17 protein-coding genes are annotated in these 21002 nt (G+C 38.9%); 9 read left to right on the top strand and 8 right to left on the bottom strand.

Annotated elements, in window-relative coordinates:
• Positions 1-196 precede the first annotated feature (196 nt).
• Entirely contained in the window at positions 197-2146 is a 1950-nt protein-coding gene (locus tag DV942_RS09945; RefSeq protein ID WP_145857201.1) for a beta-N-acetylhexosaminidase, read from the top strand.
• A gap of 1 nt (position 2147) precedes the next feature.
• A complete protein-coding gene (locus DV942_RS09950) occupies positions 2148-2618 on the top strand; it encodes a CYTH domain-containing protein (RefSeq protein ID WP_145857203.1) in 471 nt (156 codons plus the stop codon).
• 47 nt (positions 2619-2665) lie between these two features.
• Here DV942_RS09950 and DV942_RS09955 read toward each other — a convergent pair whose 3' ends face one another.
• The 3 genes from DV942_RS09955 to DV942_RS09965 all read right to left on the bottom strand — a co-directional run bounded on the left by DV942_RS09955 (position 2666) and on the right by DV942_RS09965 (position 5884).
• Positions 2666-3634 carry an FKBP-type peptidyl-prolyl cis-trans isomerase gene (locus DV942_RS09955; RefSeq protein ID WP_090988162.1) on the bottom strand — a complete coding sequence of 323 codons (969 nt, stop codon included), beginning with the start codon at positions 3632-3634 and terminating at the stop codon, positions 2666-2668.
• Between the two features lie 195 nt (positions 3635-3829).
• Positions 3830-4825 (bottom strand): FKBP-type peptidyl-prolyl cis-trans isomerase, encoded by a 996-nt coding sequence (locus DV942_RS09960; RefSeq protein WP_145857205.1) that lies wholly within the window; start codon positions 4823-4825, stop codon positions 3830-3832.
• Positions 4826-4873: 48 nt separating this feature from the next.
• On the bottom strand, positions 4874-5884 hold the full coding sequence (locus tag DV942_RS09965; protein ID WP_145857207.1) for a DHH family phosphoesterase: 1011 nt from the start codon (positions 5882-5884) through the stop codon (positions 4874-4876).
• A gap of 240 nt (positions 5885-6124) precedes the next feature.
• On the opposite strand from DV942_RS09965, the gene DV942_RS09970 reads away from it, so the two are divergent.
• The 3 genes from DV942_RS09970 to DV942_RS09980 all read left to right on the top strand — a co-directional run bounded on the left by DV942_RS09970 (position 6125) and on the right by DV942_RS09980 (position 8061).
• Entirely contained in the window at positions 6125-6544 is a 420-nt protein-coding gene (locus DV942_RS09970; RefSeq protein WP_090988166.1) for a nucleoside-diphosphate kinase, read from the top strand.
• A 134-nt stretch (positions 6545-6678) separates the two neighbouring features.
• The gene (locus DV942_RS09975) at positions 6679-7452 is read left to right on the top strand and encodes an FKBP-type peptidyl-prolyl cis-trans isomerase (protein ID WP_145857209.1); all 774 of its coding nucleotides are present in this window, start codon (positions 6679-6681) and stop codon (positions 7450-7452) included.
• Between the two features lie 432 nt (positions 7453-7884).
• Positions 7885-8061, top strand: coding sequence for a hypothetical protein (locus DV942_RS09980; RefSeq protein WP_244278902.1), 177 nt, complete (start codon positions 7885-7887; stop codon positions 8059-8061).
• 99 nt (positions 8062-8160) lie between these two features.
• Here DV942_RS09980 and DV942_RS09985 read toward each other — a convergent pair whose 3' ends face one another.
• Both DV942_RS09985 and recF read right to left on the bottom strand, forming a co-directional pair.
• Positions 8161-8451 carry a DUF721 domain-containing protein gene (locus DV942_RS09985; RefSeq protein ID WP_090988170.1) on the bottom strand — a complete coding sequence of 97 codons (291 nt, stop codon included), beginning with the start codon at positions 8449-8451 and terminating at the stop codon, positions 8161-8163.
• Positions 8444-9547, bottom strand: coding sequence for a DNA replication/repair protein RecF (gene recF / locus DV942_RS09990; protein WP_145857211.1), 1104 nt, complete (start codon positions 9545-9547; stop codon positions 8444-8446). The genes DV942_RS09985 and recF overlap by 8 nt, the downstream gene beginning before the upstream one ends.
• 105 nt (positions 9548-9652) lie before the next feature.
• Here recF and DV942_RS09995 point away from each other — a divergent pair, with 105 nt between their 5' ends.
• Positions 9653-10060: a hypothetical protein gene (locus DV942_RS09995; RefSeq protein WP_145857213.1), complete on the top strand. Its 408-nt coding sequence runs from the start codon at positions 9653-9655 to the stop codon at positions 10058-10060.
• Between the two features lie 123 nt (positions 10061-10183).
• Entirely contained in the window at positions 10184-10849 is a 666-nt protein-coding gene (locus DV942_RS10000) for a tetratricopeptide repeat protein (protein WP_090988260.1), read from the top strand.
• A gap of 1024 nt (positions 10850-11873) precedes the next feature.
• Here DV942_RS10000 and pth read toward each other — a convergent pair.
• The 3 genes from pth to DV942_RS10015 all read right to left on the bottom strand — a co-directional run bounded on the left by pth (position 11874) and on the right by DV942_RS10015 (position 14247).
• Positions 11874-12434 (bottom strand): aminoacyl-tRNA hydrolase, encoded by a 561-nt coding sequence (gene pth, locus DV942_RS10005; RefSeq protein ID WP_090986512.1) that lies wholly within the window; start codon positions 12432-12434, stop codon positions 11874-11876.
• A gap of 200 nt (positions 12435-12634) precedes the next feature.
• A complete protein-coding gene (locus DV942_RS10010; protein ID WP_090986510.1) occupies positions 12635-13219 on the bottom strand; it encodes a 50S ribosomal protein L25/general stress protein Ctc in 585 nt (194 codons plus the stop codon).
• 86 nt (positions 13220-13305) lie between these two features.
• Complete coding sequence (locus DV942_RS10015; protein WP_145857215.1) at positions 13306-14247, bottom strand: ribose-phosphate pyrophosphokinase; 942 nt, start codon at positions 14245-14247, stop codon at positions 13306-13308.
• 368 nt (positions 14248-14615) lie between these two features.
• On the opposite strand from DV942_RS10015, the gene DV942_RS10025 reads away from it, so the two are divergent.
• Both DV942_RS10025 and DV942_RS10030 read left to right on the top strand, forming a co-directional pair.
• Positions 14616-17642, top strand: a complete 3027-nt coding sequence (locus DV942_RS10025; protein ID WP_145857217.1) for a glycosyltransferase family 117 protein — start codon at positions 14616-14618, stop codon at positions 17640-17642.
• 214 nt (positions 17643-17856) lie between these two features.
• Entirely contained in the window at positions 17857-20898 is a 3042-nt protein-coding gene (locus tag DV942_RS10030; protein WP_145857219.1) for a glycosyltransferase family 117 protein, read from the top strand.
• Positions 20899-21002: the final 104 nt, after the last annotated feature.

Below are 21002 nucleotides of genomic sequence, written 5' to 3' on the forward strand. Positions count from 1 at the left end.
ACGTCATAACAGTTTTCGGTTAAGTCTTCGACTCCGGACTGACAAATATCCGGCTTATTAACCTACTAATCTGCGTGCTTTGTGCCTCTCTCTGTAAACTCAGTGGTTAAATTGAGAAAACAAAAACCTCCAATTAAAATCTTTTTTAATAAATTGCAGATTATACTTATCCGGTCAATCCGCTTTAATTATTTTCATGAAAAAATTATTCCTGATTATCTCCTGCTGCTTTTTCGCAGCTAACATCTCCGCTCAGAATATTGTTACCGAAACTGAAATCGGCGCTGCAGAAAGTGAAGTGGTGCCAACACCAATTGCCATTATACCTGAGCCTGTATCGTTGGTAAAAAAGGCAGGTACATTTACTTTGCCTGAAAATATAATTGTACAGGCGGCTAAAAGTACAGAATTAAAGCAATCCATTAATTATCTGTCTGACAGGATCACAGCTGCCACGGGAAAATTTGTGAGTTCGGTAAGCAATTCGTCCCACCCTACCATCAAACTGATTTTAAATACGCAGGAAGACGTACAACTGGGTAAAGAGGGCTATAAATTAAATGTTAACCCCACGCAGGTAGTCATCACAGCTAACCAGCCGGCCGGTATTTTTTACGGTGTTCAATCATTACTGCAGCTTTTCCCAGCCGAAATAGAAAGTAAAGAGCTGGTAAATGGCATCAAATGGAAAGCACCCTGTGTTGATGTAATAGACTATCCGAAATTAGGCTGGCGAGGTTTGATGTTCGATGTTGCCCGTCATTTTTTTACCAAGCAAGAAGTAAAACAGTTTATTGATGGTATGGTACGCTATAAATTCAACCTTTTACATTTACACCTTGCCGATGATGAAGGCTGGAGGATTGAAATTAAAGGCTTGCCGAAATTAACCGAAATCGGTGCCTGGAGTGTTAAAAAAACGGGAACTTTCGGTGATTTTGCTCCACCTGCACCTGATGAGCCCCGCACTTATGGCGGATTTTATACCCAGGAGGACATTAAAGAACTTGTTCAGTATGCACAGGAACGTTTTGTAAACATATTGCCGGAAATTGATGTTCCGGGACATAGTTTAGCTATCATTGCCTCCTATCCAGAGCTATCATGCACACCAGAGGCCGTTAATTATAAAGTTCGTTCAGGAGAGAAAATAATGGACTGGAGCCGTGGTGCGCCACCAACAGCCTTGGTTGATAATACACTTTGCCCGGCAAATGAAAAGGTTTACGTATTTTTAGATTCGGTACTTACCCAGGTAGCTAACCTGTTCCCTTTCGAATACATCCACATGGGTGGCGATGAAGCGCCGCATAATTTTTGGGAAAAGAACGATCAGGTTAAAGCTTTAATGGTTCGTGAAGGCTTGAAAACCATGCCGGAGGTTCAGGCATATTTCGAAAAACGTGTAGAACAGATCGTGATTTCGAAAGGTAAGAAATTTATGGGTTGGGACGAGATTCTTGAAGGAGGAGTATCGCCAACAGCTGCAGTAATGAGTTGGAGGGGAATGAAATACGGGATCCAGGCCGCCAATGATAAACACAATGTGGTGATGAGCCCTACCGATTTCGCCTATCTGGACTATATGCAGGCTGACGCTATTACGGAGCCAAAAGTATATGCTTCGCTTAGGTTAAATAAAGCTTACCAATTTAATCCTGTTCCTGCAGGTGTAAATGCAAAGTACATTATTGGGGCACAGGCTAACCTTTGGACAGAGCAGATTTTCAATTTCCGCCAGGTTGAATACATGCTTTACCCACGTGCATTTGCTATTGCTGAATCCGTTTGGAGCCCGATTGACAAGAAAAACTGGACAAATTTTGTCGATCGTACGCAACAGCATTTCAAACGATTGGATTTAGCAGAGATTAAATATTCACCTGCTATCTATGATCCGATTTTTACCGTAAAACGCAGCGCAGACAAACAGCTGATGGTGGAACTGACAACAGAAATAGATGGCTTAGACATTTACTACAGTTTTGACAACTCTACGCCCGACCGTTTTTACCCTAAGTATACGGCTGCATTACAGGTACCTAAAGATGCCAGTATGTTGCGCGTAATTACCTATCGTGGTAAACAGCCTATCGGAAGATTGATCAGTATGCCTGTTGCAGATTTACAGAAAAGGGCAAGGTAAAATGGGAAAAGAAATAGAGCGCAAATTTTTAATCCATCAGCCGGAGTGGGATAACTTAACCAAGCCAAAGGGGAAACTTTTAAGACAGGGTTATCTGTTAACTGATCAAACTAAAACGATACGGGTAAGGGCAACAGAAACTAAAGGTTTTTTAACCATCAAAGGGCAAACCATTGGTGCGTCGAGGTTGGAATATGAATATGAAATTCCGGTTGGCGAAGCCACAGAATTGCTGGATAACTTCTCGGTTTCCGAGCTTTCGAAAACCCGGTACGAAATTGAGTTTAATGGCAAACTTTGGGAAGTTGATGTATTTACCGGCGACAATGAAGGATTAATTGTTGCAGAAATAGAACTGGAAAGTGAAGATGAGCGTTTTGATTTACCAGATTGGGTAAGCACTGAAGTTACTGAAGAAGCAAAATATTACAATTCTAACCTCACAATTAAGCCTTTTAAAGATTGGATTTAGATTGAAGACCTCGCAGGTTTTGAAAACCTGCGAGGTCTAAATAAATTTTATTTAGCTAATGGCAAAGCTGCATTTGGCTTAATAATACCTTTTAATTCGACATCGAAAACCAATGGTGTAAACGGATTGATGGGTCCGCCGCCACTTTCCCCAAAACCCAATTTAGAGGGCAAAATCATTTTGATCTTGCCACCAACTCCAATCATTTGAATACCCTGGATCACTCCTTGTGGCAATTGGCCCAATGGTAAGCCTCGTGGTACATATTGTACATTTTCGGAGAAAATACCAGCCTCTTTTGCAATTTTAGCATTTGAAGTATCAAAGACGTTTAATCCCCCATTTGATTTTTTATTGGTAAACTGGCCGGTGTAATCAATTAAAACTGTATCTGTTAAAGTCGCTCTTTCAGAGTTTCCAGGAGCATAAATCACATACTGCAAGCCAGACGGTGCAGTAGTCATCTTCAGGTTGTTTTCTTCAATATACTTAGCTATTTTGGCAGGCTCTACCGTTTTGTTTTTATCATTTAAAGCTTTGTATTCAGCTTCAAAAAAAAGTCTCTTCTTTGCTTCAAAAATAGAATCGGGATCTTTTCCTTTATGTAAAACCTTCTCAATTTTAATGGTAAATGACGCAATATTCGACTTTAACCCTTTTGGTTTCGGCTGACCTGAATATTTCTCCATCGAATCCAGGTTCAATTTAAAGACCGCACTATCCCCTTCACCCAGCAGTTTTAGTCCAGAGGCCAAATCGCCTTTAAACATCGATTTACTAATGGCAAAGAATGCAGGACGCTCATTGTCGTATGTATTGACCATTACCGAATCGGGATTGTTGTTGGTTTCTACGGTTTGAACGCCATTTAGCTTTACATAATCACCTTCCTGAATTTTTGGCTTACCTTCACTTTGATAGATCTTGTAAGTCATATCTCCTTCACCCTTTTCGAACTTGTTACAAGCAGTTAGACCTGATGCTGCTGCCAAGAGAATAATTATTCCTTTTTTCATTTAATATTTTAATTAAAAATTAGCCTATCACCCATTTACGGATAACAGGCTACTTTATCTGATCATACAAAGATAGGCTATAATAAGTTTTTAAAAATCTTTGGAAGGTTTTATTTCTATGTTCAGCGTCAAAAAAAACAGGCAAAAAAAATCCTGCTTATCATGAATAAGCAGGATTTAAAACCTAATTAGATATTATTTTTTAACCGGAGCGGCCGTTACCGGAGCTGAAGTAGCTGCAGCTGGCTTTCCTTTGATGATATCTTTAATTTCAAGATCGAAGGCAATCGGGCTGAAAGGCATAATACCAACCTGTGGTGCTCCTTGTTCGCCATAACCTAAGTTAGATGGGATAATCACCTTTATTTTACCACCTTTACCAATTAATTGTAAAGCTTCAGTAAATCCTGGGATTGTACCGCCAACCGGCATTTTTTGAGGACCATAAGGTTTACCTGGTTTAAATTCGTTTTCTGCTTTTGCCAGTTTCTCATCACTTGTATCGAAGATTTTGTATTTACCATCTTTATCTTTTTTAGTTACCCTACCGGTATATTCAATCAATACGGTATCGCCTAAAGCTGGTTTTTCTGCACTTCCAGGTTTTTCGATGATGTAGTGTAAACCACTTGCAGTTGTTTTGGTGGCCAGTTTAGTGTCTTCTAAATAAGCTTTTAATTTAGCAGGCTCAGCGGCTTTCTTTTTTTCAGAAGTTGCTTTATAATCGGCCTGGAAAAATTCTTGAGCCCGTTTGTTAAAGGTAGAATCAGCTTCGCCAGCTTTTTTCTTAATTACTTTTTCAACTTTTACCGTGAAAGTAATGTATTTATCATTTTTGAACTGCTCTGGTTTAGGTTGTTTACTATGAAATGCCATAGTATCCAGGTTTACCTTAAAAGTAGCACTATCGCCTTCTCCAAACAATGTTAACACATCGTTCATATCGCCAGCATACATCTTTTTCTGTGCAGGAAAAACTGCAGGTGTTTCACTTTCGAAGGTGTTTGCCAAAACCGAATCTTTATCATTTTTTTGAATAAAATTCATTTTCACGATATCACCCTCTTTGATTTTTTCGTTACCTGCAGAGTGGTGAATGGTATATAGTAAGCCACCAGCTCCCTTTTTCTCTTGTTTACATGCTGCTAAACCTAAAGTGGCTGCTGCTAGAATAATAATTCCCTTTTTCATTTATTAATTTGACTTTTTAAAATTTTTATTGTTTTAATTTCTTGTTTTCTAAGCTATCAATTGTTCTTTATATTCTGCTAGTATTGATTTAAATTCGTTTACAACATCAGCTAACGGTTTTTCTGATGCACCACCCGCCGCATTTCTGTGCCCACCGCCATTGAAATATTTCTTGCAGATTTCATTAGCCGGAAAATCGCCGGTAGACCTCACCGATAATTTTACTTTATCAGTACGCTCTATAATCAGCGCAGCCAAACGGATGCCATTAATGGAAAGTGCATAGTTTACCACACCTTCCGTATCGCCGGTAATGCTATGGTATTGTGCCAATTCTTCTTTAGTAACCGAAATAAGGGCGGTGTTGTAATCTCTTAAAACCTCCAGTTTATTAGACAGGCAATAGCCTAAAAAACGCAGTCGGTTTTCGCTTGAGTTATCGTATACCAATTCGTGTATTTTCGATTGGTCAGCCCCCAGATCAATCAGATTTGCAGCAATGCGATATACTTCAGCTGTTGCTGATGAGAAGCGGAACGACCCTGAATCGGTCATGATTCCTGTATACAGGCAAGACGCTACATCTTTGTTGATCAGCTCACCATCCTGCAACTGGTTCACAATAAAACCATAAACCAATTGTGCTGCAGCACAGGCATTTATATCCCAATGGCGATAGTCGTCAAAATCTTCTGGTTCAAGATGATGATCGATCATAATCTTTTTGGCACCAGCGGTCCTAACTAATTCGCCTAATTCATTAATACGGCTTAAGGTATTAAAGTCAAGGCAAAATATGAGTGAGGCTTCATCCACCAGTTGTGCAGCCTTTTCCTGTGCTTCTGTAAAAATAATTACATCGCTGTTATTTGGCATCCAATGCAAAAAAGTAGGATAATCCGTTGGTGTAATTACCTTAACATGGTGGCCTTTCTGAATTAAATATCCATACAAACCCAGGGATGATCCCATCGCATCACCATCAGGCTTGTGATGCGTAGTGATCACAATACGTTGTGGCGTAGCCAATAATGTTTTTAATTCAGTTAGTGTAAGCATATATTTTTGCGCTGCAAAGCTAAGTAAATTTTGATTAGGATTTAAAGATTTTAGGATTAGCAGGATTATAGTTTTAAAAGAGATCATGTATATCTATAGTACTATTAGCCGGATCATCTATAAAATGAGCCTATAAGCTATTTTAAACTATTTTACCTTCTAATCTCTGCTGAAAAAATATGCTTATTGGTTATTCGTCAATTAAAACGTATTTTTGCAGAAAATTGATATCAAAACACAATGAGTACTAACAGAACTTTCACCATGATTAAGCCTGATGCTGTAGCAAACGGCCATATTGGATCAATCATTAACGACATTACTAATGCTGGTTTCAAAATCATTGCATTAAAATATACCAAACTTACACCAGAAACTGCTGGTCAGTTTTATGCTGTTCACGCTGAGCGCCCGTTTTATAAAGATTTAGTAAGCTTTATGTCTTCAGGGCCAATTGTTGCCGCTATTTTAGAAAAAGATAATGCAATTGAAGATTTCAGAAAATTGATCGGTGCTACTAACCCAGCTGAAGCTGCTGAAGGTACAATCCGTCAAAAATATGCAAAATCGATTGATGCAAATGCGGTTCACGGATCAGATTCTGATGAAAATGCAGAAATTGAAGGTAACTTCTTTTTCAAAGCAGACGAACGTTTCTAACTGCCAACACAAAAAATTTACAATAAAACCCCGAATATTCGGGGTTTTATTGTTTTATCTATTTTGTATCTTTCGACCTTAAATATGATCCATCAGTTATAACTGCTGGAATTAATTACAACATAAAACAAACAATGAAACGAATTTTATTAGCGGTATGTTTATCTGGTATCGCTGGTGCATCTTATGCGCAAACCAAAACAACAGCAAAAAAACCAGCTGTAAAAAAAACGACCGCAGTAACCAAAACATCAACTTTAAAAATGGGTGGCTTAAAATCGGCCTTAGACTCTACCAGTTACGCTTTTGGCACATCAATCGGAGCCAGTTTAAAAACAACCGGCCTTTCTACCTTAAATTACGATGTATTATTAAAAGGCCTGAAAGATTCATTTACCGGCGATAAGGTTTTGTTAACGCAACAGCAGGCCCAACAATGTATAAGTGAAGCGATAACAAAGGCATCATCAATAAAAAACAAGGCTGAAGAAGCCGCAAACAAAATTAAATATGCACCAATGATGAAAGAAGGACAAGATTTCTTAGAACAGAACAAAAAACGTGCGGGTGTACAAACCACTGCAAGCGGCTTACAATATGAGGTTTTAACTGCCGGTACCGGCGTTAAACCACAGGCAACCGATTCGGTACTGGTACATTATAAAGGCACTTTATTAAATGGAAAACAATTTGACAGCTCTTACGATAGAGGTGAGCCGATTTCTTTCCCGCTGAACCGGGTAATTCCGGGATGGACAGAAGGTGTCCAACTAATGCCCGCAGGTTCAAAATACAAATTCTTTATCCCGTACAACCTGGCTTATGGTGAACGCGGTGCAGGAGCAGACATTCCTCCTTACAGCACTTTGATTTTTGAAGTAGAACTGTTAAAGGTTAACGGGAAATAAATTGAAATGTGAGATGGTATATGAAATGGAAAATGTGAGGTAGACCATCTAATGAAATTACCAGAAATCGTCATCTCAGGCAAACATAGGCAGTTTGAGATGACGATTTTTTTTGAAGAACTATGCAGTCTGTTACCGGCTGACTGTTTGTTTAAACAAGCGTGATTTTCAAAATGGACTTTTCCATTGTGTCAGATGGAGACATCCGACATCACATTTAAGGCCATACTGTGCAGTCAGCTGTTACCAGCTAACTGTTTGTTTAAACAAGAATGATTTTCAAAATGACTTTTCCATTGTGCCAGATGGAAACATCCGACACCACATTTAACCCTATCTAAAGATGCTGAGACAAGTTCAGCAAGACAGAATCCAGGAATTTTTAAAACTTTCTTCGCTATTCAATGTTAGCTATTACAAATTAACATGAATATGAAAAAAGCATTCCCTTTAGTACTGATTGCATTTTTATGCACCACCTTAAGCAGTTGTGAACTGGTAGAAGGTATATTTAAAGCCGGCGTTTGGGTAGGCGTAATTGTAGTGGTAGTAGTAGTGGCGCTGGTCATCTGGATTTTGGCCAAAATATTTGGCGGAGGCAGGAGTTAGTTTAGTCCTGAGTCCAAAGTCTATAGTCGTTAGTCGGGATGATCAGTCCTATTAAAATATAAAGGGCAGAAACTTTAAGCTTTTGCCCTTTTGTACCCCTTATAAAAATACCATTTCGGTAATCACCTCGCTACCGGCATGCTCATTCAGTTTCTGGATAATCCCCTGTCTTACCATAATCAGTTCGTTTTTGATCACGGAAGATTCTATCCTCAAAAAAAGTCGTTTATCATGAATGTAAATCTGCTTGGTTCTGTTGGCAATTGCAGTACCCATAATCTCAGGCCAGACGGATAAGATTGAGGTTTCATCGAACTTACGTCGTAAACGGTATACGTCAAGCATTTTGCCGATCGCATCTTTTAAGGTAACATCGTTGGGTTTACGCATTTTGTATGGTTCCGTTATCTACTTCGAACAAAGTTACATCAACTTCTATTTTTTCAAAAATGGATTTCACTCTTTCTTTCCCGGTATCTGTAATAAATATCTGTCCGAAATCATGGTGTGAAACCATTTGCATGAGTTTTTGAACGCGGTTATCATCGAGCTTATCAAAAATATCATCCAAGAGAAGTAGAGGCTTAAACCCCTTGTTTTTAGAAAGATAAGCATATTGTGCTATTTTTAAAGCTATTAAGAAAGACTTTTGCTGCCCTTGCGAACCAAACTTTTTTAAAGGCATTCCGCTGATCACAAAAGCCAATTCATCTTTGTGGATACCAGTTGTGGTCCGCTCCAATATACGATCTTTCTCTACCGACTTTTTTAACAATTCTTCAAAAGATGCATCATTTAATTGCGATTGATAGTTCAACTCTACAATTTCCTTGTTTTCAGTAAGATAGATATAGTATTGATTAAACAGTGGAATAAACTCATCCATAAAAGCTTTACGGACAGCAAATATTTTGTTGCCGGCTATAACTAGCTGTTCATCTAAAATTTCGAGCAGCGTAGGATCATATTTTCTGGTAATGGCGATCTGTTTTAGCAAAGCATTCCGGTTCAACAGGATGCGGTTGTAGGTAATCAGTTGATCCAGGTAATGCGCATCGGTTTGCGAAATCACATTATCGATAAACTTTCTCCGCTCCTCGCTGCCTTCCATAATCAGGTTTACATCATAGGGAGAAACCATTACCACCGGAAAAAGGCCAATATGATCGGCCAACTTCTCATATTCTTTCTTATTTCGTTTAAATTGCTTTTTCTGGTTTCGCTTTACGCCACAAGAAATTTTTTCATTTTTTTCATTGCGGTCAAAATCGCCCTGGATCATAAAAACCTCTTCATTGGTTTTGATCTGCTGGCTATCGATGGGATTAAAGTAACTTTTACACAAACAGAGGTAGTGAATCGCATCAAGCATATTCGTTTTGCCAGCGCCGTTATTACCCGTAAATACGTTTACAGTTTCCGAGAAATGGAGATCTGCATCTGTATAATTCTTAAAATTTAAAAGGGTAATGTTTTTTAACCACATAAATATGTCACAAATTTACCCTTTTTTAACTTCTTAAAACCCATTGTTTAAAATAAACGTTAATAAGATTTAAAAAAATTGTACTTTCATCGCAAGGAGGAATCAATGGTTGCACAAAAAATGCTGGAAGGAAATGTTCTATGGTCTTATGATCATGAACTGAACAGCAATAAAAATTCGAACTGGGTAAAAAAAATAGCTGAGTTATTTTCATTTTTAAAACCTGTCCATAATCACGAGGGCGACATTTTACTAGCCTCCAATGGTATTTTCATTACCGGGGACGAACAATTGGAACTACCATTATCACACATTGAAGAGGTTTATATGGGATTTGACGATTTATTCCCAGCTTCATCAGCCAAAAACTTTGGTGCATTCTGGCAGCCGATCAGAATCAGGTCGATGTTGAGCAATTCTGAAAGCCAAACCGTGTACCTGGTCATTAACCATACCGGAATTTTTAGCGATAACCAAACCTGGTTTAATACACTGATTAGCTTGTTACGCTAATGACCCTGATGATTTTACGATCTGAACGCCTAATTAACTAATGTTTAATTAAATACTTCAAAATAAAGGTTGATACTTTGATTGAAAAATGTATTTTTGCAATCTTAAATTTTTTAAACAAACATGTCTACAACAGATAACCAGACAATTCAACCAACTAAAAAAGGTTCATTTTTACAAGAGAATAATAAGAGCTTACTGTTTATCGCAGGTGCTGTAGTTTTATTAGTTTTAATATATCTTTGGTATCAAGGCGTGTATTTAAAAGGCCGTGCTGAGGAAGCCGCCAGCAAAATGTATAAAGCAGAGCAGTTTGTTGGTGTAGATTCATTATCCAACAGAGCAGTTAAAGGCGAAGGTGGCTACCCGGGTTTTGAGCAGATTGCTAAAGAATATGATAACACCAAATCGGCAAACTTAGCTAACCTTTATTTAGGTGGTATTTACTTACGTAAAGGCGAATATAAACAAGCAATAGAGGCATTAAGCAAATACAGCGCTACCGGCAGCCCGGTTGCAGATCCATTGGCTTTAGGTTTATTGGGTGATGCCTACAGCGAATTGAAAGACTACAAACAAGCGACCACCTATTATAAAAAAGCGGCTGATAAAGCCAGTAAATTTACCTCACCTATGTTTTTAAAGAAGCTAGGATTGGTTAATGAAAGCCAAAATGATTTTAAAGGTGCGGTTGAAGCTTATACCAAAATAAAAACGCAATATCCGGAGAGCGCAGAAGCACAATTAATTGATGCTTACATTGCAAGAGCTCAGGAAAAAGTTAAATAAACAAAACTAAACATACTTAGCGGAAAGACCATCGAAAGATGGTCTTTTTTTGTTTAGCAGCTTTTAAAATAATTCCGTCATTTCGACTGAAGTGCAACGAAATGGAGAAATCTATAACAGGAGCTAATACATCGTTCAGTTGTATTAAAAATGACAAACCCATTCCATGTTTTGTGCCTCACCAAACTGCATAAAAAATTTCTTCTTTCTTTTTCTGGAAATCAGGTACAGATGCGTTTAGGTTGCTGCAGTCCCGCTCTCCGTTAATCCGATGCGTGATTAATCTGATATGGTAAATTTTAGAAAAGCATCAGAACCACTGCAATCCCTTAGCTTTAGGGGGCAAATACAGTAAGACGAATTGGGTTTTGAAACATTCTGACAAATAACGGCATATTAGCGGACTATGCTATTCAACCCTTTAATAACAGCATAGACACTGCCATTTTAGACCTGATTGAAATGGAAAGCCCACAGCGCAGCGATGACTTGAAATAAAAAGCAGGACGAACCTTAAAAGAAGTTCTGCAATTGCTCTTCAAAAAAGCTACCCTCATTCCATGTTTAGTGGCTCACCAAACAGCGTAAGAACTCACTTCTTTTTTTGGAAATCAGGTACAGATGCGTTTGGTTTCCAGCAGTCCCGCTCTCCGTTAATCCGATGCGTGATTAATCTGATATGGTAATTTATCAAAAGCATCGGAACTACTGCAATCGGGCTTAGATGGCAAATACAGTAAGACGATTTGGGTTTTGAAAGATTCTGATAAATAACGGTGTATTAGCAGACTATGCTATTCAACCCTTTAACAACAGCATAGACACTGACATTTTAGACCTGATTGAAATGGAAAGCCCACAGCGCAGCGAGGACTTGAAATGGAAAGCAGGACGAACCTTAAAAGAGCTACTGTAATTGCTCTTCAAATGACCTTTTTTGGACTACACTCCTTTGAGATTTAAATTACAAAAGATCCTTCGTTGCGCTTAAGATGACAGTATGGACAGTTAGCCCATTAACTATCTATTTATTAAAAGCTGTCATGGTATGGGCAGGTCCAATGGTAACGAAGCTTTTAATCAACTCTACACTTTTATCAATTAATGCAGGAAGTTCTAACTGTTCATTTTTATCAAACAAACCCAAAACGAAATCTATTTGCCTGCCTTTCGGATAATCGTTTCCGATGCCGAAGCGTAGACGCGCATAATTTTGTCCACCGCAAACTTCTTCTATGCTTTTTAATCCATTATGACCGGCGCTGGAACCCTGTAGTTTCAACCGGAGCTTTCCAAGCGGTAACGCAAGATCATCGACAACAACCAGCACATTTTCCGGTGCTATTTTTAATTCCTTCATCCAGTAGTTCACGGCTTTACCGCTCAGGTTCATAAAGGTGGTCGGTTTAATTACATGCAGTTTTTTACCTTTAAAACCAACCTCAGCATAATAGGCCAAACGGATATTGTCGAAACTACCACCTAAGCCTTTAACCAATTCATCGGCGATATCAAAGCCAATATTATGCCTGGTGTGCGCATACTCCGGTCCGATATTTCCTAAGCCAACTATAAGATATTTCATGGAAGCAAAGATAAAAAAAAGTCCGAAGTCAGGAGCCTGAAGTCGGAAGGCTAAACCACTAATTTCCAAACAACCTCTTGATGAAGAGCAGGGCAGTTAGCAATAAAGATATGGCAGAACTAACCTCATATCAATAAAAAAAGCGTTCCGACCTAAATCGAAACGCTAATCTTGAAATCAGGAAATCCTAAGAATACTGATTATTTTTTACCTTTTGCAGCTTCAGTTTCTGCTTGTTTTAATGCTCTAGACATTGCAACAGAAACGATTGTATCTTCAGGAGTGTTAGTGATTACATATTTGTCACCTTGAAGGTCACGAACACGGAATAAACTACCTACTTCTAATTTCTCTAAGCTTACTTCTACGTTTTGCGGCATGTTAGCTGGTAAAGCTTTAACACGTAGTTTACGTAATTTCTGGATTAACTTACCCCCCATTTTAACACCTGGAGAAGTTCCTGTTAATTTAACCGGGATCTCCATAACGATTTCTTTATCGTCAAATAACTGAAGAAAATCGATGTGCAATAATACATCGGTAAGTGGGTGGAACTGAGTATCTTTTACGATAGCTTTGGTTTTGGCACCGTTAACATCGATTTCAACAAAGTTTACTTCCGGGGTATAAATAACATCTCTTAAATCAGCAATAACCACAGCTAAGTGTTGTTGCTCTTTTCCACCATACAATACCGCCGGAACTTTACCTTCGTAACGAAGTTCCTTGGCATCGCGTTTCCCTACGTTCTCTCTTGGAGAACCGCTAATTGCGATTGTTTTCATTTTTATATTTATTTATTTATTAGTAGTAAGTATTAAGTATCAAGTATCCAGACCTTAAGCCTTCAACCTTTTACCTTCAACCTTAATTAAACTCTAAACAGGTCACTAATTGAACCATGTTCGTTTACATTAGCAATTGCCCTTGCAAATAAACTGGCTGTGCTTAGCACCCTGATTTTCGAACTTTCCCTTTTCAGCGGGATCGTATCTGTAACGATCAGTTCGGTTAATACCGAATTCTCTACCGTTTCAACGGCTTTGCCAGATAATACAGCATGTGTACAAACTGCCCTCACACTTGCTGCGCCGTTTTCCATAATCAAAGCAGCAGCTTTCGATAAAGTTCCGGCAGTATCGCAAATATCATCGATCAGTACCACGTCCTGTCCGGTTACATCCCCAATAATCGACATCGATTCGATTTCATTGGCACGTTTACGGCGCTTATCGCAAATAATTACCTCAGCATTAAAAAACTTGGCAAAAGTACGTGCCCTGTATGAACCGCCCATATCCGGCGATGCAATGGTTAAGTTTTTTAAACCTAAACTTTTGATATAAGGTACAAAGATTACCGATCCATCGAGGTGATCAACCGGAATATCAAAGAAACCCTGTATCTGTGCAGCATGTAAATCCATCGTCATGATGCGGTGAATACCTGCTGATTTCAATAAGTTGGCCACCAATTTGGCACCGATTGCTACACGTGGCTTGTCTTTTCTATCCTGACGGGCTAAACCATAATAAGGAACAACTGCTGTAATATAATGTGCAGATGCCCTTTTAGCAGCATCAACCATAAGCAAAAGTTCCATTAAATTATCGCTGGGCTGATAAGTTGACTGGATTAGAAAAACATCACTACCCCGGATTGACTCATCAAAAGAAGGCTGAAATTCTCCATCACTGAATTTGTGAATGGTTACGCTACCAAGTGGCTTGCCGTAATGCTCGGCAATTTTAAGTGATAATCCTTTAGAACCTGTTCCGGAAAAAAGCTTTACCGGGTTAAACTGCAATGGCATGGGTTCGTGTAGTTACGGTTAAAAAAAATCGGATCATGCCTATTTAAAACATGATCCGTTATTAAATTTTAGTTGTCCGACCTGGATTCGAACCAAGACAAACGGTACCAAAAACCGTTGTACTACCCTTATACTATCGGACAAGCTTTATCAAAGATATCCTCTTTGAAAGGGAATGCAAATGTAGGAACCTTATTTTAAATATGCAAGAGTGATTTTAAAATATTTTTAATTTCTTTCCCGCTGTTCCTGTTTGCGATGCAAAGATAAAAAAATCATCATATAGCATGCAACATTTTCTTTTTTTATGTGACTTTTTTTAATACGAACCACTTAAATCATTTATTATCAAAGACTAAAATTAAACTATGAATTACTCAAGGATCAACACCATTGGAGGCTGGCTCTGTTTTGTTATTGCCGCTTTCACGTACATTTTAACCTTAGATCAATCTGTAAGTTTCTGGGACTGTGGCGAATTCATTTCTTCTGCCTTCCGGATGGAAGTAGTTCACCAGCCAGGCGCTCCAATAGTCTCCATGATCCAAAAGTTATTTTCGATATTCGCTTTTGGCGATAAAACCAAGGTTGCCTATTTCATTAATATATCTTCTGCGCTTGCAAGTGCTGGCACTATTCTATTTCTGTTCTGGACCATTACTGCACTGGCCAGGAAAACAGTCATTAAAAAAGGCGAAGAAATCAGCAGTCAAAAAATAATCGGCATAATGGGGGCCGGTTTTGTTGGCGCTTTGGCCTATGCTTTTTCTGACAGTTTCTGGTTTTCAGCTGTAGAGGCTGAAGTTTACGCTATGTCATCGCTCTGTAGCGCCATTGTATTCTGGGGTATATTAAAATGGGAATCACAGGCTGATGAACCAAAATCAGACCGTTGGTTACTTTTTGTAGCTTACATAATGGGGATATCAATCGGGGTACACATTTTAAACCTGCTAACCATTCCCGCATTAATATTTGTTTATTATTTCAAAAAGAATCAATCACCCAACTGGAAAGGTATTTTAAAGGTATTTCTTGTTTCAATAGCTGTATTGGCGGCGGTACAATTTGGAATCATCCAATATGTAATATCTTTTGCCGCAAGCTTCGATTACTTTTTTGTAAACACCCTGGGTTTAGGCTTTGGAACAGGGATATTGTTTTTTGCAGTGTTCCTAATCGGAGGACTGGTTTACGGTATCCGCTATTCCATCCTTAAAAATAAAAGGGTCTTGAACCTGGTGATGTTGTTTACCGTCTTGCTACTTTTTGGGTATAGCTCTTTTGCGCTTCTCATCATCAGGGCACAGGCTAAACCAAATTTAAACAACTATAATGTAGATAACGTATTCTCGTTTTCAAGATATGTGAGTCGCGACCAATACGGCGACAGACCCTTGCTTTATGGCGAAAACTACAATTCAGAAAAAATCGGAATTAAAGAAACAGGCAAGATTATCCGTAAAGGCGATAAAAAATACGAACCAGCAGGCACAAAATCGGAATATGTTTTTGCCGATAAAACTTTACTGCCACGCATGTATAGCGACAAACCTGAACATGTTAATTTTTACAAAAGCTACATGGGTTTTGACGACGAACATAAACCTACCCTATTGGATAATTTGAAATATATGTTTTCTTTCCAGACCGGACAAATGTACATGCGCTATTTCATGTGGAATTTTGTAGGCAGACAGGATAATGAAGATGGACAACTCGGCGGGAAAGACGGTAATTGGCTCAGTGGTGTAAAACCTTTGGATGCGATCAGGCTGGGCAATCAAAAAAACCTTCCACCATCCATTGTAGAGAACAAAGCATATAATAGATTTTTCTTTCTGCCCTTAATTATCGGCTTAATTGGCGCCGTTTGGCATTTTAAGCGCAACCAAAAAGATGCAGGTGTTATCGGTTTACTTTTTGTATTTACCGGGGTGGCCATAGTGGTTTACTTAAATTCTGTTCCTGTTGAACCCCGCGAAAGGGATTATGCTTATGTAGGTTCGTTTTATGCTTTTACCATCTGGATCGGTTTAGGGGTACTGGGATTAAAGGATTGGTTTTCACAAAAACTAACGCCCTTGCGTGCCAGTATTTTTGCTACGGTTATAGCTTTATTTGGCGCCCCGATCATTATGGCCAACCAGGGCTGGGACGACCACGATCGTTCTGACAGTCACATGGCTAGAGACATGTCTGTCAACTACCTAAAATCCTGCGCACCTAATGCCATCTTGTTTACCTATGGCGATAATGACACCTATCCGGTTTGGTATGCACAGGAAGTAGAAAATATCCGTCCGGATGTGCGGGTGGTGAATTTAAGCTTATTTACTGCCGACTGGTATATTGACGGTATGCGAAAAAAACAAAATGAATCTGCCCCTTTACCGATCACCCTCAAACATGAGCAATACGTTGAAGGCACGAGGGATATCATGTATTACCAGAATTATAAGATTGCACAGCACATTGAGTTACAGGAAATTTTAGATGTGTTGCTGTCCGATCATGACGAGGATAAGGTAACCATGACAGATGGCTCTAAATACAATGTATTACCTACAAAGAACCTAAAACTGGCAGTAAGCCCACAACAGGTACTGGATACCGGAACCGTTCCAAAGGAAGATGCCGGAAAAATAGCAAGCAGTATGGAATGGACTTATAATTCGAATTTTGTAACCAAAGGTACTTTAGCTCTGTTTGATATTTTAACGCACAATAACTGGGAACGGCCGATTTATTTTAGCGGCGCCATGCCAGACGAGCAATATTTAGGGCTTAACAAGTACCTTTATTCCGAAGGTTTAAACAAAAGATTACTTCCGTTAAAACCTGATACGGCCATTACACAGGATTTTGATCGTGTAAACCTGAAACCGATGTACAACAACCTGATGAATGTGTATGGCTTCGGCAACATTAAATATGCCAATCATTTAGACAGACAATCTGCCGATGATGTAGCCATGATATCTAACATGTTTAATGGTTTATTAACCGGACTAATTAATGAGGGTAAAATTGTCGAAAGCAAAAAAGCGGTAAATAAATACTTTGAAGTAATTCCGGCTAAATTTTACAGCAGGCGCCAGGTAATGAGCACGTATTATTTTACCGAAAACCTGTATCGGTTAAATGATTTAAACCGTGCGAATGCTATGATCAAAAAAACGGCCGATTATGTCGGAAAAGAACTCACCCATCTTGCTGATGTTTCGGAAAGCAAAAACCAGTTATCATCAGAACAGGATGTGCGTTTATACCTTGGTTATTTAGGCCAGATGGTCAAACTGACCAATGCATTTAAACAGGCAAGCCTGAGTAAAAACCTCGAAAAACAATATAATGATCTGATTGTAAGATTTACTCCTTTTGCTGCAGGATAGGCAAAAAACATGCTAAATGTAACCCATAAGCAGATTTCACCTTTCTGCTTATGGGTTTTTACTTTCCAATAAATTAAAATCCTTTATGTTAAAGCCCTTAAGCCGTTAAAAATTGTTAAATCAATGCAAAAATTTACCTGTTTTATCGACTAGAATAGTTAATTTCGGCAGCATTTTTATGTGAAAACATTTTTTAATATCATTAAACAAACCAATGAATTATTCAAAAGTTAATAATATAGTAGGCTGGATCTGCTTTCTAATTGCTACACTAACTTACGTTTTAACCTTAGAGCCTTCTGCCAGTTTTTGGGACTGTGGTGAATTTATCGCATCGGCATTTAGAATGCAGGTTGTTCACCAGCCTGGTGCGCCTTTATTCTTAATGATCCAACGTTTCTTTTCTATTTTTGCAGCGGGTGATTTAACCAAAATTGCTTACTGGATGAACGTGGGTTCGGCTGTTTCGAGTGGGGCAACTATCTTATTTTTATTTTGGACAATCACCGCATTGGCTAAAAAAACCATATTAAAAGCTGGTGAAGAATTAACTACAGGCAAGTTAATCAGTATTATGGGTGCAGGTGCCGTTGGTGCTTTAGCTTATACTTTCTCTGATAGTTTCTGGTTTTCGGCGGTAGAATCTGAGGTGTATGCACAGTCATCATTGTTTACCGCCATTGTATTCTGGGCTATACTAAAATGGGAGGCGCATGCCGATGAGCCAAGAGCCGACCGCTGGTTACTGTTTATTGCCTATATTATGGGTTTATCAATCGGTATCCACTTACTAAACCTGTTAACCATCCCAGCACTTGCTTTCGTTTACTATTTTAAAAGAACCGATAAAGCAACCACATCCGGAATCATCAAAACACTACTGGTAGGTATCCTGATCTTGGCAGTAATTCAGTATGGTATTATCCAATATCTTGTATCATTCGGTGCTTATTTCGATCTGTTTTTTGTGAACACATTGGGTATGGGCTTCGGAACAGGTGTATTGTTCTTCGCTATATTATTGATCGGCGCCCTGGTTTGGGGAATCCGTTATTCGATCAAGCATCAAAAGAAATTATTAAATTTAGGTTTAATCTCTACAGTTTTAATCATTTTCGGTTATGCCTCTTTCGCAATGATCATCATCAGGGCAAAGGCTGATCCAAACTTAAATAACAGTGCGCCGAAAGATGCTTTCTCTTTCTTAAGTTACCTAAACCGTGAGCAATATGGCGATAGACCATTGGCCTATGGACCAAACTACAATTCTGAAAGAACAGGTGTAACTGAAGGTAAAACCATCTGGAGAAAAGGTAAGGATAAATATGAAGTAGCAGGTAAAAAAACCGACTACGAATACAACAACAACACCTTATTGCCACGCATGTACAGTGACGACCCCAGACATGCCAGTTTTTATAAAGAATGGATGCATTTAGATGACAGCAAACATCCGAATGTAGTTGACAATGTTGGCTTTTTGGCCAGCTACCAGATCGGTTATATGTATATGCGTTACTTCTTCTGGAATTTCGTTGGTCGCCAGAACGATGAGCAAGGCCAGGGCAGCGGATTTGAAGGTGAATGGATTAGTGGTATTAAACCATTTGATAGCTGGTTACGTGGTGATCAAAGTCATTTGCCACCATCAACTGTTGATAATAAAGCTTACAACCGTTTCTTCTTTTTACCGTTGATTATGGGCATAATCGGTGCATTATGGCATTTTAAACGCAACCAGAAAGATGCTGGCGTAGTGGCTTTGTTGTTCTTTTTTACAGGTATTGCGATTGTATTATACTTAAATCAAAAGCCTTTAGAGCCTCGTGAACGGGATTACGCTTATGTGGGTTCTTTCTATGCCTTTGCCATATGGATTGGGTTAGGAGCCCTTGGAATTAAAGAATGGCTGTTTAAAAAATTAACCCCAACCTCCGGAGCTATTGGTGCCACAGTAATTGGTTTACTGGCCGCACCGGTTATCATGGCCGAGCAGGGATGGGATGACCACGACCGTTCTACCAAACTGGTTCCACATGATATTGCTTATGATTACCTGCAATCATGTGCGCCAAATGCCATCTTATTTACTTATGGTGATAATGATACCTACCCGCTTTGGTATATCCAGGAAGTAGAAAATGTTCGCCCTGACGTACGTATTGTAAACTTAAGTTTATTTGATACAGATTGGTACATCAACGGTTTAAGGCAAAAACAAAACGAATCTGCCCCATTGCCAATTACCATGAAGCCTGAGCAATATGTACAGGGAGAGAGAGACGTGATGCCATATGATGATTATAAAATTGCGGGTAGCGTGGAGCTTAAAAACGTAGTTGATTTATTGTTATCAAACGATGAGAGCGATAAAGTACCGATGCAGGATGGAACAAAATCTAATTTCCTGCCTACTAAAAACCTTAAAATTACGGTAGATCCACAGCAAGTAATCAGTACCGGAACGGTGCCTGCAGCAGATGCTTCAAAAATTACCACCACAATGGATTGGAAATTTAATAAAGGTTACGTGACCAAAGGAACTTTGGCCATGTTCGACATCCTGGCACATAACAACTGGAAACGCCCGATTTATTTCGCTTCCACTGTTCCTTCTGAGCAATATAACGGTTTGGATAAGTATTTATACAGCGAAGGTTTAGCTTTGCGTTTATTGCCGCTCAAAGCTGATACAACCGCATCTGAGGATAGACCGGAGCAATTGAACACGCCTGTTTTATATAATAATGTGATGAATAAGTTTAAGTGGGGAAATATGAAAACAGCTAAATATTTAGATCCACAATCATCAGATGATACCTTTATTTTCACCAATATCTTCAGCAGCTTAACCAACAGCTTAATTAAAGAAGGTAAAATGGATGAAGCCAAAAAAGTGGTGGATAAATATTATGCGGTAATGCCAGATAAATTCTTCGGCATCCGTACAGTTGTCGTAAAATTCTATATGGCTGAAAACCTGTATAAATTAGGTGAAACTGCCAGAGCCAATGATATTTTAGACAAATCAGGCGATTACATCAATAAGGAATTGAATTACCTGGCCGATATTTCACAATCAAAAGGTTTAACCGGCTCACAGAATATCCAAACCGGCTTATACTATCTGGACCGCATGATTAAAACGAGCAAAGCTGCTGGACAGGATAAGTTGAGCGATAAGTTGCAAAAGATTTTCAATAACCTGGAAGGCCGTTTATCCATGTTTTTCCCACAACAAGGTCCGCAACAATAAAGGGATCTGAAAATAGTTTACCAAGCAGCTGCATTCATTTGTAGCTGCTTTTTTGTTTGCTTGCGCTCGTTTCTAACGAGTGCAGCAATAGCCTTACGATTTCA

Source organism: Pedobacter suwonensis (assembly GCF_007833675.1).
In the GTDB taxonomy this organism is placed as follows: domain Bacteria; phylum Bacteroidota; class Bacteroidia; order Sphingobacteriales; family Sphingobacteriaceae; genus Pedobacter; species Pedobacter suwonensis.

Coding starts and splice junctions, on each gene's coding strand:
- DV942_RS09945 (WP_145857201.1), top strand. CDS start 197: ATGAAAAAATTATTCCTGATTATCTCCTGCTGCTTTTTCGCAGCTAAC.
- DV942_RS09950 (WP_145857203.1), top strand. CDS start 2,148: ATGGGAAAAGAAATAGAGCGCAAATTTTTAATCCATCAGCCGGAGTGG.
- DV942_RS09955 (WP_090988162.1), bottom strand. CDS start 3,634: ATGAAAAAAGGAATAATTATTCTCTTGGCAGCAGCATCAGGTCTAACT.
- DV942_RS09960 (WP_145857205.1), bottom strand. CDS start 4,825: ATGAAAAAGGGAATTATTATTCTAGCAGCAGCCACTTTAGGTTTAGCA.
- DV942_RS09965 (WP_145857207.1), bottom strand. CDS start 5,884: ATGCTTACACTAACTGAATTAAAAACATTATTGGCTACGCCACAACGT.
- DV942_RS09970 (WP_090988166.1), top strand. CDS start 6,125: ATGAGTACTAACAGAACTTTCACCATGATTAAGCCTGATGCTGTAGCA.
- DV942_RS09975 (WP_145857209.1), top strand. CDS start 6,679: ATGAAACGAATTTTATTAGCGGTATGTTTATCTGGTATCGCTGGTGCA.
- DV942_RS09980 (WP_244278902.1), top strand. CDS start 7,885: ATGAAAAAAGCATTCCCTTTAGTACTGATTGCATTTTTATGCACCACC.
- DV942_RS09985 (WP_090988170.1), bottom strand. CDS start 8,451: ATGCGTAAACCCAACGATGTTACCTTAAAAGATGCGATCGGCAAAATG.
- recF (WP_145857211.1), bottom strand. CDS start 9,547: ATGTGGTTAAAAAACATTACCCTTTTAAATTTTAAGAATTATACAGAT.
- DV942_RS09995 (WP_145857213.1), top strand. CDS start 9,653: ATGGTTGCACAAAAAATGCTGGAAGGAAATGTTCTATGGTCTTATGAT.
- DV942_RS10000 (WP_090988260.1), top strand. CDS start 10,184: ATGTCTACAACAGATAACCAGACAATTCAACCAACTAAAAAAGGTTCA.
- pth (WP_090986512.1), bottom strand. CDS start 12,434: ATGAAATATCTTATAGTTGGCTTAGGAAATATCGGACCGGAGTATGCG.
- DV942_RS10010 (WP_090986510.1), bottom strand. CDS start 13,219: ATGAAAACAATCGCAATTAGCGGTTCTCCAAGAGAGAACGTAGGGAAA.
- DV942_RS10015 (WP_145857215.1), bottom strand. CDS start 14,247: ATGCCATTGCAGTTTAACCCGGTAAAGCTTTTTTCCGGAACAGGTTCT.
- DV942_RS10025 (WP_145857217.1), top strand. CDS start 14,616: ATGAATTACTCAAGGATCAACACCATTGGAGGCTGGCTCTGTTTTGTT.
- DV942_RS10030 (WP_145857219.1), top strand. CDS start 17,857: ATGAATTATTCAAAAGTTAATAATATAGTAGGCTGGATCTGCTTTCTA.